22 protein-coding genes and 2 pseudogenes are annotated in these 24948 nt (G+C 69.7%); 13 read left to right on the top strand and 11 right to left on the bottom strand.

Features of this window, described 5'->3' with window-relative positions; genetic code table 11:
* Positions 1-69 precede the first annotated feature (69 nt).
* The 6 genes and pseudogenes from ACK1X7_RS10155 (at position 70) to ACK1X7_RS10130 (ending at position 5160) form a co-directional block, all read left to right on the top strand.
* Entirely contained in the window at positions 70-675 is a 606-nt protein-coding gene (locus ACK1X7_RS10155; protein WP_413114985.1) for a nucleotide exchange factor GrpE, read from the top strand.
* Between the two features lie 7 nt (positions 676-682).
* Positions 683-1657 carry a DnaJ C-terminal domain-containing protein gene (locus ACK1X7_RS10150; protein WP_413114984.1) on the top strand — a complete coding sequence of 325 codons (975 nt, stop codon included), beginning with the start codon at positions 683-685 and terminating at the stop codon, positions 1655-1657.
* Entirely contained in the window at positions 1654-2022 is a 369-nt protein-coding gene (locus ACK1X7_RS10145; protein ID WP_385157371.1) for a chaperone modulator CbpM, read from the top strand. Before ACK1X7_RS10150 ends, ACK1X7_RS10145 begins: the two co-directional genes overlap by 4 nt.
* Positions 2013-3692 (top strand): annotated as a pseudogene (locus ACK1X7_RS10140) (ATP-dependent Clp protease ATP-binding subunit); the annotation flags it as partial. The gene ACK1X7_RS10145 and the pseudogene ACK1X7_RS10140, both read left to right, overlap by 10 nt.
* A gap of 467 nt (positions 3693-4159) precedes the next feature.
* The gene (locus ACK1X7_RS10135) at positions 4160-4651 is read left to right on the top strand and encodes an Hsp20/alpha crystallin family protein (RefSeq protein ID WP_385158468.1); all 492 of its coding nucleotides are present in this window, start codon (positions 4160-4162) and stop codon (positions 4649-4651) included.
* Positions 4652-4728: 77 nt separating this feature from the next.
* A complete protein-coding gene (locus ACK1X7_RS10130) occupies positions 4729-5160 on the top strand; it encodes a DUF2267 domain-containing protein (RefSeq protein ID WP_385158466.1) in 432 nt (143 codons plus the stop codon).
* A 44-nt stretch (positions 5161-5204) separates the two neighbouring features.
* Here the strand turns inward: ACK1X7_RS10130 and ACK1X7_RS10125 are convergent, their stop codons facing one another.
* Entirely contained in the window at positions 5205-5654 is a 450-nt protein-coding gene (locus ACK1X7_RS10125; RefSeq protein WP_137964925.1) for a DUF1931 family protein, read from the bottom strand.
* 341 nt (positions 5655-5995) lie between these two features.
* On the opposite strand from ACK1X7_RS10125, the gene ACK1X7_RS10120 reads away from it, so the two are divergent.
* Positions 5996-7810 (top strand): APC family permease, encoded by a 1815-nt coding sequence (locus ACK1X7_RS10120; protein ID WP_398162539.1) that lies wholly within the window; start codon positions 5996-5998, stop codon positions 7808-7810.
* 565 nt (positions 7811-8375) lie between these two features.
* Here the strand turns inward: ACK1X7_RS10120 and ACK1X7_RS10115 are convergent.
* Positions 8376-8696: a hypothetical protein gene (locus ACK1X7_RS10115; protein WP_413114983.1), complete on the bottom strand. Its 321-nt coding sequence runs from the start codon at positions 8694-8696 to the stop codon at positions 8376-8378.
* Positions 8697-8708: 12 nt separating this feature from the next.
* Between ACK1X7_RS10115 and ACK1X7_RS10110 the strand changes: the two genes are divergently transcribed.
* Positions 8709-9023 carry a hypothetical protein gene (locus tag ACK1X7_RS10110; RefSeq protein ID WP_385156896.1) on the top strand — a complete coding sequence of 105 codons (315 nt, stop codon included), beginning with the start codon at positions 8709-8711 and terminating at the stop codon, positions 9021-9023.
* A 135-nt stretch (positions 9024-9158) separates the two neighbouring features.
* Here ACK1X7_RS10110 and ACK1X7_RS10105 read toward each other — a convergent pair whose 3' ends face one another.
* From ACK1X7_RS10105 to ACK1X7_RS10090, 4 genes are all read right to left on the bottom strand, one after another.
* Positions 9159-9857: a response regulator gene (locus tag ACK1X7_RS10105; RefSeq protein WP_413114982.1), complete on the bottom strand. Its 699-nt coding sequence runs from the start codon at positions 9855-9857 to the stop codon at positions 9159-9161.
* Positions 9854-11041, bottom strand: coding sequence for a sensor histidine kinase (locus ACK1X7_RS10100; protein ID WP_413114981.1), 1188 nt, complete (start codon positions 11039-11041; stop codon positions 9854-9856). Before ACK1X7_RS10100 ends, ACK1X7_RS10105 begins: the two co-directional genes overlap by 4 nt.
* 20 nt (positions 11042-11061) lie before the next feature.
* Positions 11062-11610, bottom strand: coding sequence for a hypothetical protein (locus ACK1X7_RS10095; RefSeq protein WP_390796073.1), 549 nt, complete (start codon positions 11608-11610; stop codon positions 11062-11064).
* 89 nt (positions 11611-11699) lie between these two features.
* The gene (locus ACK1X7_RS10090) at positions 11700-11849 is read right to left on the bottom strand and encodes a hypothetical protein (protein WP_385156908.1); all 150 of its coding nucleotides are present in this window, start codon (positions 11847-11849) and stop codon (positions 11700-11702) included.
* A gap of 141 nt (positions 11850-11990) precedes the next feature.
* On the opposite strand from ACK1X7_RS10090, the gene ACK1X7_RS10085 reads away from it, so the two are divergent.
* Positions 11991-12173 (top strand): hypothetical protein, encoded by a 183-nt coding sequence (locus ACK1X7_RS10085; protein ID WP_385156913.1) that lies wholly within the window; start codon positions 11991-11993, stop codon positions 12171-12173.
* Positions 12174-12199: 26 nt separating this feature from the next.
* On the opposite strand, the pseudogene ACK1X7_RS10080 reads toward ACK1X7_RS10085, so the two are convergent.
* From ACK1X7_RS10080 to ACK1X7_RS10070, 3 genes and pseudogenes are all read right to left on the bottom strand, one after another.
* Positions 12200-12490 (bottom strand): annotated as a pseudogene (locus ACK1X7_RS10080) (transposase); the annotation flags it as partial.
* A gap of 343 nt (positions 12491-12833) precedes the next feature.
* Complete coding sequence (locus ACK1X7_RS10075; protein WP_413114980.1) at positions 12834-14087, bottom strand: sensor histidine kinase; 1254 nt, start codon at positions 14085-14087, stop codon at positions 12834-12836.
* Positions 14084-14734: a response regulator transcription factor gene (locus ACK1X7_RS10070; protein ID WP_413114979.1), complete on the bottom strand. Its 651-nt coding sequence runs from the start codon at positions 14732-14734 to the stop codon at positions 14084-14086. The genes ACK1X7_RS10075 and ACK1X7_RS10070 overlap by 4 nt, the downstream gene beginning before the upstream one ends.
* A gap of 293 nt (positions 14735-15027) precedes the next feature.
* On the opposite strand from ACK1X7_RS10070, the gene ACK1X7_RS10065 reads away from it, so the two are divergent.
* Both ACK1X7_RS10065 and ACK1X7_RS10060 read left to right on the top strand, forming a co-directional pair.
* Positions 15028-16752, top strand: coding sequence for a M4 family metallopeptidase (locus ACK1X7_RS10065; RefSeq protein ID WP_390796003.1), 1725 nt, complete (start codon positions 15028-15030; stop codon positions 16750-16752).
* A gap of 329 nt (positions 16753-17081) precedes the next feature.
* Complete coding sequence (locus tag ACK1X7_RS10060) at positions 17082-17885, top strand: BPL-N domain-containing protein (RefSeq protein WP_385143088.1); 804 nt, start codon at positions 17082-17084, stop codon at positions 17883-17885.
* A gap of 249 nt (positions 17886-18134) precedes the next feature.
* Here the strand turns inward: ACK1X7_RS10060 and ACK1X7_RS10055 are convergent, their stop codons facing one another.
* The gene (locus ACK1X7_RS10055) at positions 18135-19358 is read right to left on the bottom strand and encodes a serine hydrolase domain-containing protein (protein ID WP_385143091.1); all 1224 of its coding nucleotides are present in this window, start codon (positions 19356-19358) and stop codon (positions 18135-18137) included.
* Between the two features lie 352 nt (positions 19359-19710).
* Between ACK1X7_RS10055 and ACK1X7_RS10050 the strand changes: the two genes are divergently transcribed.
* Together ACK1X7_RS10050 and ACK1X7_RS10045 are read left to right on the top strand one after the other, a co-directional pair.
* Complete coding sequence (locus ACK1X7_RS10050; protein WP_413114978.1) at positions 19711-22188, top strand: helix-turn-helix domain-containing protein; 2478 nt, start codon at positions 19711-19713, stop codon at positions 22186-22188.
* A 345-nt stretch (positions 22189-22533) separates the two neighbouring features.
* Positions 22534-23376, top strand: a complete 843-nt coding sequence (locus ACK1X7_RS10045) for a MerR family transcriptional regulator (RefSeq protein WP_413114977.1) — start codon at positions 22534-22536, stop codon at positions 23374-23376.
* Positions 23377-23596: 220 nt separating this feature from the next.
* Here ACK1X7_RS10045 and ACK1X7_RS10040 read toward each other — a convergent pair whose 3' ends face one another.
* Positions 23597-24928, bottom strand: a complete 1332-nt coding sequence (locus ACK1X7_RS10040; RefSeq protein WP_385143099.1) for a PucR family transcriptional regulator — start codon at positions 24926-24928, stop codon at positions 23597-23599.
* Between the last annotated feature and the right edge of the window lie 20 nt (positions 24929-24948).

Here is a 24948-nt window from a genome sequence, read left to right as displayed (position 1 = left end):
CGACCCGGCGGACTCGGCCGATACGGCGAAGGCAGAGGAAGGCAGAGGAAGGCTGACGGAGAGGCCGCCATGTCCACTCAACCGCAGCAGCCCGAACCGGTGCCGGAGGGCGCCGTGACGGAGCCGGAGCCGGAGCAGGAGCGGGACCTGCCCGCCCCGGGCGCCGTGGAGGCGCCCGGCGCGGGCGGGGAGGGCCCCGGCCCGGACGCGGCCGGCGGCCTCGCCGACACCGAATCCGGCGAGCAGGCGGCCGTGCTGGCGGAGCTGGACGACCGCTGGCGCCGGGCCCTGGCCGATCTGGAGAATCTGCGCAAGCGCCACACCAGGGAGCTGGAGCGGGAGCGGGCCGCCGAGCGGGCCCGTACGGCGGCGGCTCTGCTGCCCGTCATCGACAACCTCGAACTCGCCCTGTCCCACGCCGAGGCGGACCCCGGCTCGATCGTGGAGGGCGTCAAGGCCATCCGCGACCAGGCCGTGAACACTCTGGCCCAGTTGGGCTACGAGCGGCGGGCCGAGACGGGCGTGCCGTTCGACCCGGCCCGGCACGAGGTGGTGGGCGTGGTCGAGGACCCGGAGGCGGAACCGGGCACCGTGGTCCAGGTCCTGCGCCCCGGTTACGGGGATCCCGGCAACCAACTCAGGCCGGTGGCCGTGGCCGTGGCGAAGCGGGAGTGAGCCGGCCATGGCACGGGATTACTACGAGGTGCTCGGTGTCTCACGGGGTGCGGGCCAGGACGAGATCCAGCAGGCGTTCCGCACCCAGGCCCGCCGTCATCATCCCGATGTGAACAAGGACCCGGGCGCGGAGGAGCGGTTCAAGGAGCTCAACGACGCCTACAGTGTGCTCTCCGACCCTGCCACCCGTGTCCGCTATGACCGGTTCGGCGAGGACTTCCGCAAGGTTCCCGAGGACTGGGAGGAGCGGGTCGGTGCCGGTACCGCGGGCGGCGGAGGGGGCGGATTCCGCGGCTGGACGACCTCCGGGGACGGGGACCGGGTGCGGTTCGTCCGTGGCTTCGGCGAGGACGCCGGGGGTGGCGGAGTGGACTTCGAGGATCTGTTCGGCGCGTTCTTCGGCGGCGGCGCGGGGGGCCGAGGCGGAGGCCGGGTGGATATCCCGGGGGCTGATCAGGAGGCGGAGCTGCCGCTCACCGTCGAGGACGCCTTCCACGGTGGCCGCCGCGGCGTCACCCTGGCCGGGGCCTCGGGGCGGCAGCGCACCTTCGAGGTGAACGTCCCGCCGGGCGTCGTCGATGGCCAGCGCATCCGGCTGGCCGGGCAGGGCGGCCGGGGCACCGGTGACGCACCGGCCGGGGATCTGTATCTACGGGTGCGGATTCTGCCGCATCCGCGGTTCCGGCTGGACGGCCGGAACATCCATGTGACGCTCCCGGTGGCCCCCTGGGAGGCCGCGCTCGGCGCGACCGTCCCGGTGCCCACGCCCGGCGGCACGGCCAAGGTGACGGTCCCGCCCGGGTCCTCCAGCGGCCGCCGACTGAGGCTGCGCGGCGAGGGGATGCCCAACCCCCGCGGTCCGAACGGCGACTTCTACGCCGAGATCCGTGTCATGGTGCCGCCCGGCCTCGGCGACCGGGAGCGGGAGCTGTTCGAGGAGCTGGGCCGTACCTCTTCCTTCGACCCCAGGAGGGAGCGATGAGCAGCCACGCACGAGGAACCGTCACGGACACGAGGTACGCGCCCGTCCCGTCCGTCCACTACGACCTGGTGCCCGCCCGCAGGCTCTCGCTGGAGACCGTGGCCCGTCGCACCGGGCTGCACCCCGAACTGATCCGGCGCTTCGTCGCTCTCGGCCTGGTCGACGCGGAGCGTGACCACGCGGGGCGGCTGGTGTTCGCCCCGGGTGCTCCGGCGGCGTTGGGCCGCGTCGAGCGGCTGCACACCGGGCTCTGCCTCAACTACGCCTCCATCGGTCTGGTGCTCGATCTGCTCGACCGCATCAGCCTGCTCGAAGCCGCACTGCGCCGCAGTGGCGCGAGGAGTGAAGAACCGCCATGGACATGAACCGCCTCACCCAGAAGTCCCAGGAAGCCCTCCAGAACGCCCAGACCACTGCGATGCGGTTCGGGCATACCGAGGTCGACGGCGAGCATCTGCTGCTGGCCCTCCTGGACCAGCCCGACGGGCTGACGCCCCGGCTGGTCGGCCAGGTGGGCGCCGATCCGGAGGCGGTGCGCACCATGCTGGAGGCCGAGGTGGCCCGCAAGCCCAGGGTCACCGGCCCCGGGGCCGCACCGGGGCAGGTCTTCGCCACCCAGCGGTTGTCCCAGTTGCTGGATGCCGCCGAGCAGGAGGCCAAGCGGCTGAAGGACGAGTACGTGTCGGTGGAGCATCTGGTGCTGGCGCTCACCGAGGAGGGGTCCGCCACCGCGGCCGGGCGGGTGCTCAAGGAGCACGGCATCACCAAGGAGTCGTTCCTGGGCGCGCTCACCCAGGTCCGTGGCAGTCAGCGGGTCACCTCCGCCAACCCCGAGGTGGCGTACGAGGCGCTGGAGAAGTACGGCCGGGATCTGGTGCTGGAGGCCCGTTCGGGCAAGCTGGACCCGGTGATCGGCCGGGATGCCGAGATCCGCCGGGTGACCCAGATCCTCAGCCGCAAGACGAAGAACAACCCGGTGCTCATCGGCGATCCCGGCGTCGGCAAGACCGCCATCGTGGAGAGCCTGGCCCAGCGCATCGTCCGCGGCGACGTTCCCGAGGGGCTGCGGGAGAAGACCATCTTCGCCCTGGACATGGGCTCCCTGGTGGCCGGCGCGAAGTACCGCGGGGAGTTCGAGGAGCGGCTCAAGGCCGTGCTCACCGAGGTCAACTCCGCCCAGGGCCGGATCCTGCTGTTCGTGGACGAGCTGCACACCGTGGTCGGCGCCGGGGCCGCCGAGGGCGCCATGGACGCCGGGAACATGCTCAAGCCGATGCTGGCCCGCGGTGAGCTGCACATGATCGGCGCCACCACCCTGGACGAGTACCGCAAGCACATCGAGAAGGACGCCGCGCTGGAGCGCCGTTTCCAGATGGTGCTGGTGGACGAGCCCAGCGTGGAGGACACCATCTCCATCCTGCGGGGCCTGCGCGAGCGTCTCGAGGTCTTCCACGGCGTCAAGATCCAGGACACCGCCCTGGTCTCCGCCGCCACCCTCAGCCACCGCTACATCAGCGACCGGTTCCTGCCGGACAAGGCCATCGACCTGGTGGACGAGGCATGCGCCCGGCTGCGTACCGAGATCGACTCCATGCCCGCCGAACTGGACGAGACCACCCGCCGGGTCACCCGGCTGGAGATCGAGGAGGCCGCGCTCTCCAAGGAGACCGACCCGGCCAGCCGCCAGCGCCTGCACGAACTCCGCCGCGAACTGGCCGATCTGCGCGCCGAGGCCGACGCCAAGCACGCCCAGTGGGAAGCCGAGCGGCAGTCCATCCGCCGGGTGCAGGACCTGCGCCGGGAGCTGGAGGAGGTGCGCCGCGAGGCCGAGGAGGCCGAGCGCGCCTACGACCTCAACCGCGCCGCCGAACTGCGCTACGGCAGACTCCAGGAGCTTGAGCGCAAACTGGCCGCCGAAGAGGAGCAACTGGCCGCCAAGCAAGGCGCGCACCGGCTGCTGCGCGAGGTGGTCACCGAGGAGGAGATCGCCGACATCGTCTCCGCCTGGACCGGCATCCCGGTCTCCCGGCTCCAGAGTCGGAGAGGCGGCGTGACCGGCCATGCCAAGCCCAACGATCAAAGCCCGGACCATCAAGTGCCCCACCTGCGGACTCTTCATCGGGACCCGGCCCCGTACGGCGTGGCTCGGCGACGTGGTCGCCTTGGACGACCGGGGCTTCGTGCTCACCGGCGCCTCGGCGCAGGCCCGCGCGAGCGGCACGGTCTGGGAGGGCCAGGGCCGTACCTGTCTGGGACTGGAGACCAGCCTGCCCGGGGTCTTCGCCGCGGGCGACGTGCGCAGCGGCTCCGTCAAGCGGGTGGCCTCCGCCGCCGGCGAAGGGGCGATGGCCATCCACCAGGTCCACGAGCACCTCGGCCACACCACCGTCGACGTCGCGCGCCACCCCGATGACCCAGAAGCTCCGTCCGGTCGGTTCACCGAGCCGGGCGGTGGTCACAACACATCCCCTGCCCACTAACCGACACCGGAGGTGACGGACGATGAACATGCCGGTTCGCCGACAGCAGCGAGGAACGGTGGAGCGTCCCAGGGGCTGGGCGCGCAATCCACTTATGGAATTCGACGACCTCATCAACCAGATGGGCGGTCTGCTCGAATCCACGGTCGGAAGCGCGGCTCCCGCCATAGCGGCGTGGACGCCGTCCGCCGATGTGACCGAAGCCGACGACGCCTATCACATAGAACTCGAGCTCCCCGGCGTGGACCGCAAGGACGTCGACATCGAGATCAATGGTCAGGAACTGGCCGTCACGGGGGAGATCAAGGAACGGGAGCGCAAAGGCATCATGCGGCACAGCAGTCGCCGTACCGGGCGCTTCGAGTACCGGTTGCTGCTTCCGAGCGAAGTGAACACCGAAGACGTCACGGCGAGCATGTCCAGCGGCGTGCTCACGATCACCGTTCCCAAGGCGGCGACCGCCAAGCCCCGTCACATCGAGATAACCGAGAGCAGCGAACGCCAGGGCGGCTGAGACCGCCGGGATCCGGCTCTCTCCCGCGGCGGCCCCGCTCCGCCGGGTGCCGCCGCGGGCATCGGAAGGACTACCTGATGGTTGCGGCAGGCTTTTCCTCGTTCGACACCATGGTCGACAAGGCCAACCATGTCCTGAAGGAGATCGAGCACGCCTATGGGTGGCCCAAGGAGCGCCGGAAGCAGTCGTACGCCGCTCTGCGCGCGGTCCTGCACCACCTGCGGGACCGGCTGACGGTCGATGAGGCCGTGCACTTCGGAGCGCAGCTTCCGACCTTGCTGCGCGGCGTCTACTACGACGGGTGGAAACCCGCGGAGACGCCCGTGAAATTGAACAGCGAGGAATTCTTCCAGCGGGTCCGGCACGACTTTCCGTACGCGATCGAGGGCGACACCGAGCAACTGGTGCGCACGGTCCTGCATGTCCTCGAGAACCACATCAGCGAGGGCGAGTGGAAGGACCTCAAGGCGCGTATGCCCGCCTCGATGTCCGCGGTCATGCCCTCCTAGCCGGTCCGGCGGCCACCGCACCGCTCCCGGCATTCACCCCGGCGTCACAGCAGGAGATTGAAGAGCGGCCAGACCGTCTCCCAGTGCTTGGTCTGCGGATTCTTCAGGTCCGGGTAGATGATTTTGAATGCCTTGGCGAGCGCCAGACTGAGCCCGCCGACGATTTCCGGCAACCTCGCCTCCGTCGCGTCGTCGGGTGCGCGGTCCAGCGGCGGGTGCCTGACGAGCTGATCGAGGATGGGCTTCAACTCGATCTCGTGGTCGAGGTCCCGGAAGCGGTGGATGCTCTCCTGTAGCCCCTTGGTGATCGGCAGATCCCACGGCACGATCACGTCCCGGGCATTGGCCTTCGCGACCGCCTCGGCAATGAGCAGCAGATCGTAGACTTTGGCGTCCACGAAGTCGCTATAGCGCTTGAGGTCGTTCTTGTCGACATCAAGTCCCGCCGCCACCCGGAAGAACCGCTCGAACCTGGGCACGGACATCACCGTCATGGTCACCAACCTCCAGTCGTCCGGCGCTGGGCGTAACCCGGCGCGCCTCGTCAGCGCCACCCTCGCTCGCCGGATGCGCGACCGCATGGGCCCCCAGGAACCAATCGCACGGCCCGGCCTGCTGCCGACAGGTCGGTGACCGCGCCAGGTCATGCTATGGGCGCGGCTCCCATCGCCGCGGCGACACTCGGGGAGCGCCGTGAGGAGCACTCGGTCAGGTCAGGGAGTCACGGAGGCGGCGGACACGTGGCGGCTGTTCGGGCATGCCTCAGGTGGCCGGGCGCCACGGCGGGGCACACTGTCGCGGAACGGCCCCCGACAACCCCGCCCCGAGGTTCCCCATGGCGTTCGGACTGGCACACCGCGCATTGCGGCCACGGGTACCTTTGCGCCACGGGGAGGGCGACAAGCACCACCTCACCAGCCTTGAGGGGTTGGCCGCGCTGTCCCTGGACGCGCTGAGCTCGGTTGCGTACGGTCCCGAGGCCATCGTGGTCGTCCTGGTCGCCGCCGGCACCGGGGCCCTTACCGCCACGCTGCCCATCACCGTCGTCATCACCGTCCTGCTCACCGTGCTGGTGATCTCCTACCGCCAGGTGATCGCCGTCCATCCGGACGGCGGCGGCGCCTACGCGGTGGCGAAGAAGAGCCTCGGGCAACGGGTGAGCCTGCTCGCCGCGGCGAGCCTGACCATCGACTACGTCCTCACCGTCGCCGTCAGCCTGGCCGCCGGCGCCGCCAGCCTCGCATCCGCCTTCCCGATCCTCTCCTCGCATCTGCTCGCCGTCTGCCTGGTGCTGCTCGCCCTGCTCACAGCCGTGAACCTCTGGGGACTGGCCGAGAGCGCCCGGGTGCTGATGCTGCCGACCGTGCTGTTCATCGTCAGCATGCTCGGCATCGTCGTCATGGGGATCCTGCGCTCGCACCCCGCGGCCGTCGTCGGCGCCGCCCACCCAGTCCGGACCACCGAGGCGCTGGGCGTCCTGCTGATCCTGAAAGCGTTCTCCTCGGGCTGCTCCGCCCTGACCGGGGTGGAGGCCATCGCCAACGGCGTGCCGATGTTCCGCGAGCCGCGCATCAAGCGGGCCCAGCACACCGAGCTGATGCTCGGCATGCTCCTCGGAGTGATGCTGCTCGGGATGGCGTATCTGATCCGCCGCGACCATGTGGCGCCACGCGGTGGTGTGACGGTCCTCGCCCAGCTCGCCGCCGGGTCGTACGGAACCGGATGGGAGTACTACGCGACCAACCTCATCGTCACCCTTGTTCTCGCGCTCGCCGCGAACACCAGCTTCGGCGGCCTCCCGGTCCTGATGAGCCTGCTGGCGCGGGACGACCGGCTGCCCCACCTGTTCGGGCTGCGCGCGGAGCGGCCGGTGTACCGGTACGGCGTGGTGGCGCTGGCAGTGCTGTCGGCCCTGCTGCTCAACGCGGTGGGGGGCGAGACCCATCGGCTGATCCCGCTGTTCGCCATCGGGGTGTTCACCGGCTTCACCATCAGCCAGGTCGGGCTGGTACGGCACTGGACGACCGAGCAGCCGGAAGGGTGGCTGCGCCGCGCGATGCTCAACGGTCTGGGGGCCGTGCTGACCACCGGGGCCGGTCTGGTCCTGCTGACCACCAAGTTCCTCGAGGGGGCCTGGGCGGTCGTCGTCGCGGTGCCGCTGCTGATGCTGCTGTTCACCCGCGTCCAGCGCTATTACACGGCGGCCGGCGAGGAACTCGGGCTCGGGCGGATCCCGCCGCCACCGGTGCGCACCATGAGCCTGGTCATCGTCCCGCTCGGCGAGGTCAGCAGGCTCGCGCAGCGCGCGCTGACGGCGGCGCTCGCCCTGGGCGACGAGGTCGTGGCGGTCAGCGTCCAGGCCGAGCCCGCGAAGGCGCGGGCCCTGCGGGACACCTGGGAGCGCTGGAATCCCGGGGTGCGCCTGGAGATCATCGACAGCCCGCACCGCTCCCTGGTGCAGCCGATGGTCGCGTACGTGCGGCGCGAGGCCGGGGGCGGCCGGGAGATCGCCGTCCTGATCCCCGAGGTCGAGCCCCGGCACCGGCGCTACAAGATGCTCCAGAACCAGCGCGGCCTGCTGCTGGCCACGGTCCTCAGGGCGCGCACCGATGTCGTCGTCTGCATGATGCCGTACGGCCTGAGCGTGTGAGCGGGGCCCGCTCGGCGGGGCTTGTGGTACCTCGCGTGGCGGGTGGCCGCGTGGCAAGGCAGCGGGCCTCCTCGACTCCGGCAAGGAGGCCCGCATGGACGAAAGAGAGTTCTTCCGGACGGCGGCGGACCGTACGCAGCTCGCGCGGCGGGAAGCGGCCGACCTCACTCCGCGCCACGCTCGGTGCTGGCGCTTCGGTTGAGCGACGGTGAGGTGCGCGTGGTCCGGGCTCGGTGAGCCGGTCCGGCGCCCGTTGTCCAAGGGATCGATGCGGCCGGTGTCCGTTGCAGTGCTCCGCATCCTCGCCGACGAGAGGCGTAGGTGGCGCTCTCCCATGATCAGGGTGCGGTCAGTTGCCTCACGTCGGCATGATCCGATCCAGGCGTTCGGCGATCGCGTTCATCCGTGGCACGGCAGGCAGAGTGGGTATCACGCGTATGCCGGTCGCCTGGAAGACGGAGTCGAAGCTGTTGGTGACGTATGCGCCGCGGTCCCGGATGAGGAATGTGATCGACTCGGAGTGGTCGCCCAGGTCGATGAGGTAGTTGCGTGTTTGCTGGGTGATTCAGGGGCCGGTCGGCTTCCGGGTGATGCCGGCGATGTGTACGCGGCGGGTGTCGTGGCCGATGGAGAACAGTACGGACCAGCGCCGTAGGAAGACCGTGTCGACGTGGAACAGGTCGGCTGCCACGATGGCGGAGGCCTGGGCTTTGAGGAAGGCGGGCCAGGAATGGTCCGCGCGCTGGGGCGCGGGGTCGATCCCTGTTTTCTTCAGTATCTCCCAAGCGGTCGAGGCGCCGATCTTGCGTCCCAGGCTGAGTAGTTCGCCGTGGATCCGGCGATATCCCCACGCGGCCTTCTCCCTGGGTCGCTCTCCCTGCCTCACAGCCGGGGCGAAGTGCCGGGGCTGGGCGACGACGCGCCGCAGTCCCGCCTGCTGCTCGCCCTGCACCGTTTCGTCACCGGCACGCTCGCCGCCCTGGCCGCTGCCCTTGGCGTCGCGGTGCAGTACGCCGAGGGGCGCGGCTGCCCGAGCAGACCTGCCGGCTGCCGGCTGCCGGCCACCGCGCTGGGGGCCTGCCTCGTGGTCACCACCGTCCTCACCCACTCGACCCGCCCCGGCAACCTCCCCCGGGTGTTCATGGCGGCCCTGCCGCCCCTGGCCCGGTGCATCGTGTTGGGCCTCATCAACGGTCCGACCGACGCTCGATAGCGTCGGTGTGGCTGCTGGTGGCGGCGCTTGGCTGGTTCTCGGCGAGGACGCTCGGACGAACACGCCGCGCCGCGTCCGGCGGCCGGCCACCGGCTGAACGCACGGACGGCCTGACCGCCCGAACCGGGGCCCGGGTCATGCCAGGCCGGCCGCAATGGCGCGGCGGACGGCGTCGGCGCGGTCCTGGATGCCGGCTTTGGCGAACAGGTTGTTGATGTGGGTCTTGACCGTGGCTTCGCTGATGAAGAGTTTCTCGGCGATGGCCCGGTTGGGCAGACCCTGGCCGATAAGGGTGAGCACCTCGCGTTCGCGGCGGGTGAGGTCCGCAGGGAGCGGCTGCGCGTCGGCCGGCGGGCGCGTGCGGACGGTGGCCAGGAGGCGGTTCTGCACCTCGTGGTCGAGTACGGACTGTCCCGCGGCGGCGGCCCGGATCGCGCGGACGATGTCCTGGCGCCCCGCGTTCTTCGTCAGATAGCCGCGGGCGCCGGCGCTCAGGGCGTTCAGGATCGAGTCGTCGTCGGCGAAGGTGGTCAGCACGACCACGGCCGTTCCCGGGTGTTCCTCGCTCAGCCGGCGGGTGGCCTCGGTGCCGTCCATGACAGGCATGCGCAGGTCCATCAGGACGACGTCGACCGGTGTGGCGGCCACGGCGGCGAGCACCTCGGTACCGTCCGCGGCGGCGGCCACGACGTCGATGTCCTCGGTCATGTCGAGCACCGCGGCCAAGGGCTCGCGGACGGTGGCCTGGTCGTCGGCGACGATCACCTTCAGCGAGCGCTCGGTCAGCGGGTCCTGCGGGTTCCGTGGCTCCTGGGCCGGTTCGTTCGTCGTCATCCTCGGATCACTGCCTCCACCTGCCAGCCGCCCCGGTCCGGTCCCTCGGTGAGCGGACCCGCGGTGAGGGTGCCGCCCAGCAGGGCGACGCGTTCGCGCATTCCTATCAGTCCCATGCCGCTGCCGACACCCGCGGTCGCCTCACCGGTCGCGGGCCCGTTGCGGACGGCAAGGCTGGTCGAGGCGGCGTCGAACGTCAGCTCCACCGCGATCTCGGCCCCGGGAGCGTGCCGGGCCGCGTTGGTCAGCGCCTCCTGCGCGATGCGCAGCACGTTCTGGGTGACCTGTGCCGGCAGCTCTCGCACGGCCCCGGTGACGGTGAGCACCTCGCGGTGGCCGGACGACTCGATCATGGCGGTCAGGCTCTCGAGCAGCGGAAGGGATTCCTCGCGCAGCGCGTGCACGGTCCACTGGGCCTGCTTCAGGCTCTCCCTGACAAGGCGCTGCGCCTTGTTGTGCGCCGCGCGGACCTTCTCCAGGTCGCCGGTGTCTATCAAGGCGTCCGCCAGCTCCAGGTGCATGTTGATCCCGGCCAGCGAGTGCGCCAGCACATCGTGGACGTCGCGGGCGATGCGGCCGCGTTCGGTGAGCACGGCCGTGCGCGCCTCGGCCCGCGCGGCTCGCTCGGCGGACTCGGCGGCCTGGAGCCTCGCCTCCACTGCCTGTTGCCTGCCGCGACCCAGGATTCCGGCCACGACCGGGATGCCGGTGCTGAGGCCGAAGGTCCAGGTGAGCACCTGGTGATCGGGGCCGACGTAGAAATAGAAGACAGCGCCGCACAGCAGACTGGACAGGGCCGCGACCGCCAGGGCCGGCTTGAGGGCGAGGCGGTAGCCGGCGTGGCCGACGAGGAAGTAGGCGAAGAGGTAGCCGGAGCCGCTGCTGCTCACCTCCAGCAGGCCGGCGGACGCCACGACACCGGCGGTCAGCCAGACCAGCGCGGCCCGGCGTGGGAAGGCGGGCGGCAGGTGTCTGGCCAGCAGGGCGACGGAGTTGACCACCAGCAGGGCGACCACGGCCAGGCCGCGACCGCTGACGCCCACCGGCCGGACGGTGATGACCGCGATGGCGATGATCAGCAGGGTGACGGCCCACTGGAGGGCGTCGTGCCGGAGCACGACCCGAGGGCCGGGCTCCCGTTCGGAAGCCGGCCCGGAGGCTGGGGGATTGTCGGAAGCGGACACGGCGCGACGATAACCCGTACTCAGACCGTCCGGTCCGCGGCGACCGCCGCGACCCGTCCGTCCACGGTCGGCTGCGGCTGCTCCCGGGTGGTCATGCGGCCGCGGAGAAATATGGTGCCCAGCCGCGTGACCACCTCGGTGAGTGCCATCAGCACGAACGCGGCCACCCACGCGTCCCCCGTGGTGATCTGGTGGGCCAGGCTGAAGCGGGCCACGTCGTCGGCGCCGCCGTGGTCGACCCATAGCTGGAAGCCCATCCGCGCCCCCATGCCCAGCACCCACAGGGTCGCGGAGACCGCGCCCGCCTTGATGAAGAGATGCGCGCCGACCTTGCGTATACGGGTGTAGACGCCGCCCGCGACGCCGAGGGCCGCGCCGACGGCGACGAGTGCGCCGATCAGCACCAGGTCGTTGCCGGCCGTGGGCACGGTGTTCAGGTAGCTGTGCGCGACGAAGGCCACGATCCCCAGGGGGATCACGTACGACTTGGCGTCGAGGCGGCCCTCCCGCATCTGCCGGAAGACGACGAGGAGGAGGGCGATGTCGGTGATCCAGTCAGTCGTTGTCATGCCTCAAGCCTGCTGGCACGGGCCCGTACGCGCCTGGACCCACGGGTGGAACTATGGGTGGAGTCCGGTCAGCCGGTGATCTCCCGGACTCACGGGAGCAGCAGTCGTTCCAGCAGGACGACGAGGTGGAAGAGCAGCACGCTCATGACGCTGAGCAGGGCCATCGCCGCGAAGGCGAGAGGGGTGTCGGCACTGCCGCCCGAGGCGACGATCACATGGCCGAGCCCGCACTTCGCCATCAACACCGCCTGGCTGGAGTTGTCCCTGACCGCCCTCGACCTTGCGCTTGCCGAAAATATCATCCGCCCAGGTGGGATGCGGTGTGCGCGGTGTACGGGAGGTCGGCCGGCGTAGTTGCCCGAGCGGGCGCTCTCGCGAGGTTGGCGCGGCTGCGCTGGCACCGCGACCTTCTCGGACACCGGCCGCACCAGGGCATTGCCAACGCCCGCCCGCTGCACCCGTTGCCGCCGGCGATCGCCGATCCGGGGAAGATCACCCGTCTCAACGTACGACGTCGTGATCGCCTCGGCGGCATCCTCCACGAATACCGCCATGCCGCATGACCCGGGCGGATGAGGTTTCCGGCAAGCGCACCCGAAACCTGCTGGGTGTCCAGCACCACCGCGCTTGGATCCTCCGTGCGGCCAGCGCTCTCCCGCGCCTGGCAGCGCAGCAACTCGTGGATGGTTTTGTCGGTGCCGTCGTCACGCTACAACGCGAAGTAGTAGTACGTCGCGGACTTCGGCGGCAGATCGTGTGGCAGGTACGCCCACTGACAGCCGGTCCGGTTCTGGTAGAAGGTCGCGTTCACGATCTCCCGCAGCTCATAGCAGCCCCGATGACCCGATACCGACGGATGTCGATCCTTCCACGCCTGCATGTCCGGGTGCTCATCAGCCCTGACGGGCCGGCGATCGGACTCTCCTCACCGACCTCGTCCGCGACGAGGTTGCCCGCCGCCACCCATCACCCCATATCGCCCTGACCCTGCACCTCGGCAACGCCCCCGGAGACGAACCCGTCCTCGTATACGGGCACAGGTCGCTGCTCGCCAGGGTGCTGGGCAATCTCCTCGACAACGCTGAACGGCACGCCACCAGCACCACCACCCTCCACCACGGCACCCTCCGCATAACCGACAGCCCCCATGGAGCACACCTGACCGTCTGCCTCCCCACCGCTGCGGATACCTGACGCGTGAACCGCCGACTGCGCGAGAGCGCCTACCCGAGTGGCGAGGCCGACGACCGCCGGTCCCGATACAGGGCTCCGACCAGGGCGGATGACATTCTCGGCACCCACAGGGTCGGGAATTCGGTGCGGATGGTGAGGCCGCCACCCAAGGGATTGGGATGGGCGGTGAGGATCCCGTGATGTGTGTGGGTGACGGCGCGGGCGACGGTGAGGCCGAGACCGGATCCGGTGCGGTGGGAGTCAACCGCTCGGTGGAAGGGTTCGAAGAGGGTCGGAATGTCGTGCGCGTTCACCAAGGGGCCTGTGTTGCGTACCTCGATCCAGGAGCGGCCGTTCGCAGTGCCGGTCGTGACGTGGACGGTGCCACCAGAGTGGTTGTGACGGATGGCGTTGATCACGAGGTTGAGGACCAATTGGTCCAGGAGGGTGGCGTCGCCGGTGACCGGAGCGGGGCCCAGTTTGGTCTGGAGGGTCACCTTCAGGTGTTCGACCTCGTCGCGAACGTCGGCGAGGGCGGTACGGACGTGATCGGCGAGGTCGCTTTCGCGCACGTGGGCGAGGCCGCTCTCGCCGCGGGCGAGAGCGAGGAGAGAGGCGATGAGACGTTCGCTGCGTTCGGTGGCGGCCAGAGCGCGACGGAGGGCAGGTTCGAGGTCGTCGGGAACGCGGCGCTGGGCGAGGGGGATTTCCAGGGCGGTGCGGGTGATCGTGAGGGGTGTGCGCAGTTCGTGGGAGGCGAGGGCGGTGAATTCGCGTTGAGCGGTGAAGGAGCGTTCCAGGCGGTCCAGCATGGTGTCAAAGGTGTCGCCGAGTTTTTTGACCTCATCGTGGGGTCCGGTGAGGGCGAGGCGGTCGCAGAGATTGGTTTCGCCGATGTATTGGGCGGCCTCTGTGACTTGAGTGATGCGGGTGAGGGAGCGGCGGGCGATCCACCAGCCGGCGAGGAGGGACAGCGCGGCGATGACCACAATAAGGAGTACGGAGCGGGCGAGGAGCTCCCGCATTACGGTGTTCCGGAACGCCTCGAAGGCTTGCGAGGGCACGGATGGCCAGGGAGCGGGCGGCAGTTGTGAGGGAGTGGTCGGAGAGCCGGTCGTAGGGGGCTGAAGCTCGGCGGGGAGGGTGGGGACGACGGCGAGCAGGGAGCGATTGGCGTTGAGGAGATCGCGGACGCTGAGCCAGTTGAGTGTGAGCAGGACGAGGCCGCCGGTGGCGAGGACGGCCGAGTTCGAGAGTGTGAGGCGGGCGCCGATGGTGAGTTTGCCCCGTTGGTTGCGGGTCACAGGCGATACCCGAAGCCGGGGACCGTCTCGATAAGGGGTGGGGTGCCGAGTTTGCGACGTAGCTGGTGGACGGTGACTTTCACGGCGCTGCGAGATTCGGGTGGGGTGTCCCAGACGGCGTTGAGGAGGTCGGTGGCGCTGAGGATGCCGCCGTCGGCTTCGAGGAGGGCCTCAAGGATTCCGAATTCCTTCGGGGTCACTGCCAGGAAGCGACCGTCGCGTTCGGCCAGGCGCCGGACGGTGTCGAGACGGACACCGTGGCGTTCCAGGACGGTGGGGGCGCCGGAGGGGCCACGGCGGGCCAGCGCGTACAGGCGGGCGATGAGTTCGAGGTAGGCGAAGGGCTTGGACAGGTAGTCGTCGGCGCCCTGGCCGAGGCCGTCGACGATGTCTTCAAGGGTTCCAGCGGCAGTGAGCATGAGGATCCGGGCCGGGTAGCCGCTGGTGGTGAGGGTGCGGCAGACAGCGTCCCCGCTCATCACGGGCAGGTCCCGGTCGAGCATGATCACGTTGTAGTCGGTTGCCGCGGTCATCTGCAGCGCGGTGGATCCGTCGTGGGCGATGTCGGCTTCCATGCCCTCGTCGCGCAGCCCGTCCGCGATCATCTCGGCGAGTTCCTTCTCGTCCTCCACCACCAGCACCCGCATCCGCGCCGCTCCTTCTCGTCGGGGTTGCCGCTCGTGTCCCATTGTGGCCGGGCCGTGGTTATGCGCGGGTTGGCGCACCATAACCGGCGCATAACCACGGGGCGCGTACCTCTAGTGACCGCCGGGATGCCAGTGGGGCGCCCAGAGACCATCGGCCTGCCCGCCACAAACCGCCCCCGGGGCCCACCCGGCTCCCGCCGCACCCCGACACACCATCGGACGACCACACACCCAACAACGTGACAGTGCTCCAGAAAAGGAAACGAGGAGTTCGCGTGCGCAAGACCTCCAGCATGACCATGCCCCGTGCCGGTATGCGTCGTTCGGCGATGGTGGCCGGTACCGCGGTCGCGGCGACGGCCCTGCTCGCCACCGGGCTGACCACCAGCGCCGCCGGTGCCGCCCCGGCCTCCGAGACCGGGGCCCGGCCCGCGGCCCTCACCGCCTCGGCCCGCGCCGAAATGCTGCGCGAGGCCAACGCGACCAAGGCGAACATCGCCACATCGATCGGCCTCGGAGCCAAGGAGAAGCTGGTCGTCACGGACGTCATCAAGGACGTCGACGGCACTACCCACACCCGATACGACCGCACCTACGACGGACTGCCCGTCCTCGGCGGCGACCTGATCGTCCACCAGACCAAGAGCGGTGACATCACGAGCGTCACCAAGGCCACCAACGCCACCGTCAAGGTCGCCTCCACCACCGCCGGAGTCGCCCCGAGCACCGCCGTCAAGGCCGCCATCAAGCTGGCCGAAGCCGACCACACCACCGGAGCGTCGGCCGACCGGGCCCCCCGCAAGGTGATCTGGGCCGCCACCGGCAAGCCCGTCCTCGCCTATGAGACCGTCGTCGGCGGGACGCAGAAGGACGGTACACCCAGCAAGCTGCACGTCATCACCGACGCCGCCACCAGCAAGAAGCTCTACCAGTACCAGGACGTCAAGACCTTCACCGGCACTGGCCGGCACAACGGCAAGGTCACCCCCGGCACCGGCACCGGCACCGGGACTGGCACCGGGACTGGCACCGGGACTGGCACCGGCACCGGCCAGTACAACGGCAAGGTCCCCCTCGGCAGCGTCAAGAGCGGCAGCCGGTGGCTGCTGAAGGACACCGCCCGCGGCGGACACCAGACGTACAACGCCAAGCACTCGACAGACCAGACCAAGCAGGGGTCGCCCTTCTACGACGCCGACAACGTCTGGGGCAACGGCAAGCCCACCGTCGCACAGACCGCCGCCGTGGACGCCCACTACGGCGCCGCCATGACCTGGGACTACTACAAGAACGTCTTCGGCCGCAACGGCATCAGGGGCGACGGCAAGGCCGCCTACTCCCGGGTCCACTTCGGTGACCAGTTCGGGAACGCCGCCTGGAACGACGACTGCTTCTGCATGACCTACGGCGACGGCGCGGGCAACAAGAAGCCCCTCACCGCGCTCGACGTGGTGGGCCACGAGATGACCCACGGCGTCACCTCGGCCACCGCTAAGCTGAAGTACGGCGAGGCCCTCGGGCTCGACGAGGCCACCTCCGACATCTTCAGCACCGCCGTGGAGTTCTACGCCAAGAACGCCCAGGACCCCGGTGACTACCTCCTCGGCGACAAGATAGACCTCAACGGAGACGGCACGGCGGCGCGTTACATGGACAAGCCCAGCAAGGACGGTCTTTCCTACGACTACTGGGAGAGCGGCATGGGCAACGTCGACCCGCACGCCACCTCCGGTGTCGGCAACCACTTCTTCTACCTGCTGTCCGAGGGCAGCGGCGCGAAGGAGATCGACGGTGTGAAGTACGACAGCCCCACCAAGGACGGCTCCACCGTCAAGGGCATCGGCCGCGCCAAGGCCGAGAAGATCTGGTACAAGGCCCTGACCACATACATGACCTCCAACACCGACTACCACGCCGCCCGTAAGGCCACGCTGAAGGCCGCCACGGACCTCTTCGGCGCCGACAGCGCCGAGTACAAGGGCGTGGCCGCCGCCTGGGCCGGAGTCAACGTCAAGTAGCGGCAACCGGCTCGGCCGAACCACACGACACACCGGAGGTCACGCCGCCGCAGCCACCCCGTCGGCCTCCGGGGGCGATGCCACCGCCGTCCCGCTCTCCCCCTCGGCCCGCGCCGAACTGCTCCAGAAGGCAGAGGCGACGACGGTGGCCGCCGCCTGGCCGGCACAACGGCAAGGTCACCCCCGGCCCCGGGCCCCGGCACCGGTCCTGGCGCTGTCACGTTGGCTGAGCGGGTGGGATGATTTTCGGGTTGATCATGCTGGGAGGGGCACGTACGCCATCGGCCCCCGGTCCGCGTTCGGGCCGGGAGACACAGGAGAGAGACACCATGCACCCCAGTACACTCCCGAACGTCGGTCAGCCTCCGGCCACTGTGGGCCGGCGCCGGCTGCTCCTCGGAGTTCTCCCGGCCGCCGCTGCGCTGGCCGGCTGTGGCTGGTCGAGTGCCGACGAGCGAAGCGACCAGCCGCCCCTCGCGCTGGTCTACCGCGGTCCCCAGGGCTGCCCCGACTGCGCGCCGACGATCGCCGCCCTGCTGCGCCAGGCGCCGCAGCCCTTCCGGGTCTCGTACGTGGGCCCCGGCACCAGGGTCCCCCTGACCGCCGACGCTCTGGCCGACGCGCAGTTGTACGTCCAGCCCGGCGGCGGCTCCGACCTCGACGGAGCCTGGCGGGACCTGCGTGGCTCGGCGAAGATGATGCGCGACTGGGTCCGGGAGGGCGGCAGCTACCTGGGCCTGTGCTTCGGCGCCTATCTCGCCGGACGTAACCCCGGCTTCGACCTGTTGCCCGGCGACACCGACGGATACATCGACCTCCAGGACACCACGGTCCACGACCAGCGAGACACCGTGGTGCCGGTGAAGTGGCGCGGCAGGCAGCGGCACATGTACTTCCAGGATGGGCCCGCCTTCCTCCTCGACAACGGCGCCGACGCCGACGTCCTGGCGACCTACCCCAACGGAGCCGCCGCAGTCGTCGTTGCCCCGTACGGCAAGGGCCGGGTCGGGGTCAGCGGCCCGCACCCGGAAGCCGACCGCTCCTGGTACGAGGACGCAGGGCTGAAGAACCCCGACGGCGTCCGCCCCGACCTGGCCCACGAACTGATCGACAGGACCGTGGGACGAGACTGAGAGGGCATCTCATTCGGCGTGTTCGGTAGTCCGCGGTCGTGGACCTTGTGGAGCGTCTGGTGCCGGATGAACTGTGGGAGCTGTTCGTGCGGGGTATCCCGCCGATCCGCTCATGACGCGGGCCGCGCCGCCGCAGGCCCGGCAAGGCAACTTTCCGGCAGGACGACAGTCGGCGACAGTGCCATCGATAGGTTCTGACGCATGGCCGTGCCCTCGCCGGGCACGGCCGTCCGTCCGTGCGGAAAACGTCTACGACTGCGCGGCGCAGAAGGCGTTGCCCATGGCCTGATAACTGTCGGTCTGTCCCTTGGTGGGGGACAGCATGTGGTATTCGTTGTTCGCGTGGACGACCTGTGTGCTGCCGTCGTCGCTGATCAGCCACTCGCTGAAGTAACCGAGCACGGCACCGTTGTGTCCCCAGGCCCACGTGCCGCAGGGCGTCTTCATGTGGGCGATGCCCAGCCCCCAGGTCTCGTCCGCACTTCCCGTCGGCACCGTGGTCTTGAGTTCCTTGAGCTGCTCCGGGGCGAGGAGTTTCCCGGTCATGAGTGCCCGCTGGAACGTGGCCATGTCGTCCAGGGTGGAGACGATGGCCCCGGCGGTGCCGCCGATCTGCACGTTGGAGATGGTGACGTCACGCGTGACGATGGTGAGCGGGTGCACGTAACCGTGCAGGTAATTTCCCGATATGGAGGAATCGGTGGGGAAATTCGTGTCGTTCAGCCTGAGCGGTTCGATGATGCGCTTCTGGATCTCGTCACCGGGTTCGTTGCCGGTGACCGCCTTGATCACCATGCCGGCCAGGATGTAGTTGGTGTTCGCGTAGCCGAACTTCTCACCCGGTGCGGACTGCGGCGCGTGCTGGCGCAGGGCGATGTTCACCAACTGCTGCGGCGCCCACGCCTTGTCGGGGGTGGTGTTGAGGAAGTAGTCGCTTTCGACCCCGAGGTCGGTGAAGTAATCGGGCAGGCTCGACGTGTGGTTGAGCAGTTCGCGGATGGTGATCTTCGAGCCGTCGTAACCGTTCGCGTCGACCGCGCCCGGCAGCCACTTGGCAACTGAGTCGTCCAGCGACAGTTTCCCCTCACCCTCCAACTGGAGAAGCACGGTGGCCGTGAATGCCTTGGTGTTGCTGCCGATCCGGAACTTCGCCTTCGGGTCGGCCTCCGTCTTGGTGCTGAGGTTCCCGACGCCCGCGTGCACGTACTCCGTGGAGTCACCGCGGCGGATCAGACCGATCACACCCGGATAGCCGTCGGAGACGCCTTGCTCGGCACCGGCCTGGAGGATGCTCGACGGTGTCTCGTCGTCGGCCTGCGCAGTGTTCAGGGTGACACCTGTCAGCAGCACGCAGCTAAACGCCGCGGCGCCGGAAGCCACCCACCACCGACGGGCCGTCAGGGGCCTTCTGTGCCTGCCGTCGGACTGCTCCTCCTTCCCACCCGGAGAGGGAGATCCGGTGGCCTGGGACATGCTCAATTCCTTTTTCCCTTCTCGACGCCGGTCAGCCTCGGTGACCACCGGCTACAGGACGATGGCGCCCACGGCCCGCGAGCACCTGCCGCCGCTCGCGGGCTGGGCCGGTCGGGATTCCCACCGTGGTTTCCCGCTGCGGGTGTCCATCGGAATCTCCGCCACGAGTTCCGGCCGAGGGCCGCCTACTTGGCCGCCGTCTTCGGTGCCGGGCAGTCCCCGCCACGGTGATTCAGTCGGCGACGATGCCATCGATGCTGTTCAGAGCACAGCTCATGGGGCGGTCATATGTGACCGGTCGCCACTAAGCTTGTCCAACAGCGCGCTTGGCGGGGGAGGAGACTGGCACGTCATGGACGAACTCGGCACGCTGCTCCGTCCACTGCGGGTCCGCGCCGGGCTGACGCAGGAGGAACTGGCCGCACGGTCCGGGGTGAGCATCAGCACCATCCGCCGTCTGGAGACCGGGAAGTCCCGCGACCACCGGCTCAGCACGCTGAACCTGCTGGCGGACGCCCTGGACGTCGGCCCTGGGGACCGCCGGCGGCTGACCGCAGGGCTCACCAAGGCGGGCGGCGGCGACGCCGCCGGGATCCCCGTGGACTCCGAAACCGCCACGGACGCCAAGACTCCCGTGCCCGCCGGGACCTCCGTGCATGTCGAGCCCCCCGGCGTCCGCCCGCAGGTGCGGGAGGAGATCATCGCCGCCGCTGACGCACTCGGGAATGAGGTCAGGCGGCGCTGGCGGCAGGAGGTGGAGCAGCGCCGCATCCACGACCCGTTCCCCCTGCCGGTGCGCTGGCACCCCGCGCCCCCGGCCCTCACCGACCGTCCGGAGACCGTCCAGCGCCTCCCGCCGGGAGCCCCACCGCGCCCCATGGACCTGACCAGCCGGGAGGGGAGCGTGGCCGAGGTGTACCGGCGGATCCCCTCCGGGCGGCTGGTGATCCTCGGCCGGGCCGGTTCGGGCAAGTCGGTCCTCACGGGCAGGTTCGTCCTGGACCACCTGGCGGCCCGGACTCCCGCCGACCGGGTGCCGGTCGTCTTCAGCGTCGGATCATGGGACCCGACGGCCGTCGCGCTGCGGGACTGGCTGGTCGACCGCCTGGTACGCGACCACCCCCACCTCACCGCAAGCGCGCCCGGCGGGTCGAACCTGGCCGTCGCGCTGATCGACGCAGATCTCATCCTCCCGGTCCTGGACGGCTTCGACGAGATCGCGGAGGGCTTGCGGCGGGTCGCCCTCGAAACGCTCAACACCACCTCGATGCCGCTCATCCTGACCAGCCGCCAGGCCGAGTTCACCGAGGCCGTCCAGGACGTGGGCGCCCCGCTGGTCTGGGCCGCCGGCATCAGACTCGCCGAACTCACGCTCGACGACCTGGCCGCCTACCTGCCCCTGACAGCACGCCCGGCCGCCCGCCGCACCGGCCCGGGCGAGGAGCCCGTCGGCGGTGGCCGCACAGAGGACGGATCGGTCTGGGACGGCGTCCTGGCGGAACTCCTCGCCTACTGGGACGCCCACCGCGACCCGGCGCAGGTGCCGCTGGCCGTGGTCCTGCGGACGCCCCTCATGATTAGTCTGGCCCGGACCATGTACAGCGAGGCGTCCCGCAGGAACCCCGCGGAGCTGCTGGACACCGAGCGCTTCCCCGACGTGAGTGCCCTGGAGGAGCACCTCCTCGCCGGATTCGTCCCGTCCGTCTACCGGCGCCCCGTCGCCGAGCGCGCCCCCGGCCGCCGCAGCCCCGGACAGGGCCCGGCCCCGGAGCACGCAGAACGCTGGCTCGGCTACCTCGCCCACCACCTGGCCCGGCTCGGCCGCGAACAGCAGGACCTCGCCTGGTGGCAGATCGGTGCCTCGCTGCCGCTCGCCACCCGCATCCTGACCGTCGTGGCGGCCTCCGCGCTGTGCGTCTTCGTCCCCGAACTGCTCGTCTGCCTGGTCCTCCTGCCACAGGCGCTCGGGGAGACGCTGCTCCTGGCAGGGCTGACGGGGCCGATCACGGGGCTCGCGTTCGGGTGCGTGTTCTGCGTCGTCACTGCCTTCGGCCGCGAACCCTTCGAGCCGGCCCGGGCGCGACTGCGACTTCCCGGCACCGCGAGACGCCCCGGCCGCGGGACGGGGCGCACCTTCGCCGCCCGGTTCGGGACCAGCCTGCTGGGCGGTTTCCTCGTGGGCCCCGGATGCGCCTGCACCCTCACCCTCGACCACTGGCTGTACTACGGACAGCCGATGGCGGACGCCGCGGTGCTGAAGGACACCCTCATCGACATGCTGGCCTTCGGCCTGATCTTCGGGCTCGGTGCCGGGCTCGTCTTCGGGCTGCTGGCCACCCTGGAGACGCCCCTGGACATCGCCTCCGCCGCCACCCCGACGCGCCTGCTGGCCTCGAACCGCATGACCGTGGGCCGCCAGATCCTCGTCCTCGCGCCCGCGCTCGCCCTCACCATCGGCGCAGGCGGACAGCTCGTCGTCGACCTGCTCCAGCCCCTCTTCGGCCCGATGGCGTGGGGGGCGGGCAGCGCGCTGGTCTACGGCGTCGTCGGCGGAGTGGGCGGCGCGCTGGCCTACGCGCTGTCGTTCACCGCTTGGGGGCAGTGGCTGGTCCTGTGCCGCGTCTGGCTTCCGCTGACCGGCAGGCTCCCCTGGAACACTGCCGCGTTCCTGGACGACGCCTACAGCCGCGGTGTGCTGCGCCAGACTGGCGCGGTCTACCAGTTCCGCCACGTCCGGCTACAGCACCACCTCGACCGCTCCTTCCGCGAACAGCAAGTCCACCACGAGGCAGCCGCCTTCCGCACGGCACCGGTCGAGCAGACCGCCTAGACGGTGCGGATGACAGGGGCGGGTTTCCTGTCCGGTGTCCGGGCCGTCGATGAGGGTGCGGATGTCGTCCGGGTCCGAGGTCCAGATGATGGCACCGAGGCCGGCTGCCATGAGGTGGGCCAACGCGTCGGGATCGTCGAACGTCCGGTCCAGGAGCTCGCGGCGGCAAGGTCTGTACCCACCATTCCGTGATCGAGTTCATTCTTGGGATCTGGATGCCGCTGAGGACGACGTCGATCCCCGCGTCCTTGAGAACGGCGTCGCAGAGGTCGGGGAAATTGTTGCACCTGCCGTAGCGGCATGTGGTGTTGTCGAGGTACCACAGCACGAAAGGCTCCGTCTGCGATGTACCCCTCCGTCACACCGCCCCGCCAGGTCAAGATCGGCGCTGCTGCCGCGTTCGCCGGGACCACCCCGCGCGCTATCCGCCACTACCACCAGATCGGTCTGCTGCCGGAACCCGAGCGCGGTGGAGACGGCCGCCGCCGCTACGGCTACGACGACATGATCCGCCTGATGTGGATCCGCAGAATGGCGGACGTCGGCATCAGTCTGGACGACATGCGAGCTGCCTTCGACGAATCCGGGGACATGGAGGAGACCCTGGGCCGGCTGGAGGAATCCCTGGCTGCCCAGGAGGCCGACATCAAACGTCAGCGCGCGGCCGTCGGGCGCCTGCGGGCTGTGGGCAGCCCGCAGGGCCTGCTCTCCGAGCTGGTGACGGATCGGCTCAGCCACCTGCCTCCTGGCGCATTGCGCGCCTCCGACCTGGAGGCCCTGCTGGTCACGGAACGGATCTTCGGTCCGCTCGGCTCCGCAATACAGGCCGGCGTGTACATCGTGCTGGCCACTCGTCCCGACCTACGGGCCGAGGAGGACCGTCTCGACGAGGCCGAGGCCGCCCTCGACGACGGCGTCGACCCCGATGACCCGCGCGTCGAGGAAATCGCCGTACAGCGATACACCCACCACATGGCCCTCGTGCGGGCCGCCACGGCAGCCGGGCTGGACACGGCCGATGACGAGCTCTTCGAGACCTACGACGCCGACCTGACAGAGGAGGAGGACACGCGGATGGGCGTCTTGGAGGCGATCACCAAGATGCCCTACGACTTCTCTCCTGCCCGGATGCGCTGCATGGAGCGCGTGGCACAACTCGTCGGCCAAGACGCCTGCGCAGACAGTTGATCGCCTGTGCCCGGTACCGACCTGGCAGGCAGCCCATCGCGTCCACCTGTACGTGACCGGCCACATCAGGATCCGGTCAATCCGAAATCGAGAGTGACATCTCAACTGGCCGTACGTGGGGATTCCGGACCGGCCGCTGACACCCCATGCCCTCATCAGCCCTGAAGGGCTGGCAACTCCACGTGGACCGGCTGTCGTCGCGGGCGGTGCCGGCGCGACATCAACCAGCGGTGCGCGTGTGCACCGCGTCGGCCGAAGCCGAGTTATCGGTACGGGTTCCTCCGTCGAGGACGGGGTCGCGCTCTGCGGTGAGGTAGTCGTGGGCCCGGATCGCCAGCAGGACGGTGCCGGCCTGATCGCCGTCCTGGACGTGGGACTCGAGGAACGGGCGCAGTTCGTTTACCCGGTACTTGACCGTACTGTGATGCACGCCGAGATCGGCGGCAACCGCCTTGAGCCTGCCCCGGTGCCGCAGATAGGACGCCAGCGTGGGGAGTACCCATGCTCGCTCGGCCAGGCGACCGAGCGATTCCATACGGCCTTGTACGAAGCGGCGTGCCTGTTCGGGGTCGGCGACCAGCGCCGCCAGGGGCGCAAGCTCCTGGTAGTCACATACGCGGGTGGCAGCCCTGTCCAGCCGCCCCCCGATGTGCAGGGCCTGGAGCGCCTCGCGATGGCTCTGGCGTATCTGCGTCGTCCCTCTCGCAACCCCGCCCACAGCGACACCCAAAGGGGCGCGGGTGTGCACGAAGCGCTCCAGCCGGTGCAGAAGTTGGCGTCGTCCCCCCTGATGCACCGGGCAGGCAGCCAGGACACTGCGGTGACGAGTGGTCCAGTACGTCGCCCACGCTTCCCGGACGAGCCCTGCGGCCAGTTCGTCCAGGGACAGCCTGGTGGTGCTCGGCAGTACGTCGAGCACCACCACACAGTGGTCCGACTCCAGCACGTCCGCGTGATGGTGCTGCTCCCGGTACTGGTCGGCCAGGATGGCTTCGAACAGAGCGGAGGGGCCCGCTGCCGGTACCCGACTGGCCTGGAGAGCTTCGGTGGTGTGCGCCTCCTCGGTCGCGGTGGTCAGCCGGTCCACGAACTCGAGCATGCGCTTCGACAACGGAGCCACCAGTTCCTGATCGACCGGTAATGCGAGGATCTCCTGCCACACCGCGTGGGTGGCGATCCGGTAGGCGCGCAGCATGGCATCCATGCCCACGCCCTGTAGCGCCCGCCGCCTCCTCGCCTCCAGTACGGGAAGCAGCAGTTCCTCGTCTATGGGCCGGGCCAGGTCGAGTGCTTCGATCCAGCACCGTATGCCGGCGAGTGATACGGCCTTCATGTCCGCGAGCACCAACGGATCCGTGATGGCCGCGTACTGCGGGATCTGCGCCTTGTATGTCAGAACCATCCGCGCCACCAGGGAGTCGAGGCGAGGGCGGATCTGCTCGGCGAGTTCCCGTACCCCCGCCTGTTGCCGGGCCGACAGCGGCAGGGAGGTCTCGTACCCGGCCTCGTCGCCCTCGTAGCTGAGCGCCACCGATATCGCCCTTTCGACCACTCGGACCTCCTCTGAGGTCG

This window comes from Streptomyces sp. CY-1, assembly GCF_047218265.1.
GTDB lineage: Bacteria > Actinomycetota > Actinomycetes > Streptomycetales > Streptomycetaceae > Streptomyces > Streptomyces niphimycinicus.
This window is presented reverse-complemented; position numbering and strand designations above follow the sequence as displayed.

Coding starts and splice junctions, on each gene's coding strand:
- ACK1X7_RS10155 (WP_413114985.1), top strand. CDS start 70: ATGTCCACTCAACCGCAGCAGCCCGAACCGGTGCCGGAGGGCGCCGTG.
- ACK1X7_RS10150 (WP_413114984.1), top strand. CDS start 683: ATGGCACGGGATTACTACGAGGTGCTCGGTGTCTCACGGGGTGCGGGC.
- ACK1X7_RS10145 (WP_385157371.1), top strand. CDS start 1,654: ATGAGCAGCCACGCACGAGGAACCGTCACGGACACGAGGTACGCGCCC.
- ACK1X7_RS10135 (WP_385158468.1), top strand. CDS start 4,160: ATGAACATGCCGGTTCGCCGACAGCAGCGAGGAACGGTGGAGCGTCCC.
- ACK1X7_RS10130 (WP_385158466.1), top strand. CDS start 4,729: ATGGTTGCGGCAGGCTTTTCCTCGTTCGACACCATGGTCGACAAGGCC.
- ACK1X7_RS10125 (WP_137964925.1), bottom strand. CDS start 5,654: ATGACGGTGATGTCCGTGCCCAGGTTCGAGCGGTTCTTCCGGGTGGCG.
- ACK1X7_RS10120 (WP_398162539.1), top strand. CDS start 5,996: ATGGCGTTCGGACTGGCACACCGCGCATTGCGGCCACGGGTACCTTTG.
- ACK1X7_RS10105 (WP_413114982.1), bottom strand. CDS start 9,857: ATGACGACGAACGAACCGGCCCAGGAGCCACGGAACCCGCAGGACCCG.
- ACK1X7_RS10095 (WP_390796073.1), bottom strand. CDS start 11,610: ATGACAACGACTGACTGGATCACCGACATCGCCCTCCTCCTCGTCGTC.
- ACK1X7_RS10090 (WP_385156908.1), bottom strand. CDS start 11,849: ATGGCGAAGTGCGGGCTCGGCCATGTGATCGTCGCCTCGGGCGGCAGT.
- ACK1X7_RS10070 (WP_413114979.1), bottom strand. CDS start 14,734: ATGCGGGTGCTGGTGGTGGAGGACGAGAAGGAACTCGCCGAGATGATC.
- ACK1X7_RS10065 (WP_390796003.1), top strand. CDS start 15,028: ATGACCATGCCCCGTGCCGGTATGCGTCGTTCGGCGATGGTGGCCGGT.
- ACK1X7_RS10060 (WP_385143088.1), top strand. CDS start 17,082: ATGCACCCCAGTACACTCCCGAACGTCGGTCAGCCTCCGGCCACTGTG.
- ACK1X7_RS10055 (WP_385143091.1), bottom strand. CDS start 19,358: ATGTCCCAGGCCACCGGATCTCCCTCTCCGGGTGGGAAGGAGGAGCAG.
- ACK1X7_RS10050 (WP_413114978.1), top strand. CDS start 19,711: ATGGACGAACTCGGCACGCTGCTCCGTCCACTGCGGGTCCGCGCCGGG.
- ACK1X7_RS10045 (WP_413114977.1), top strand. CDS start 22,534: ATGTACCCCTCCGTCACACCGCCCCGCCAGGTCAAGATCGGCGCTGCT.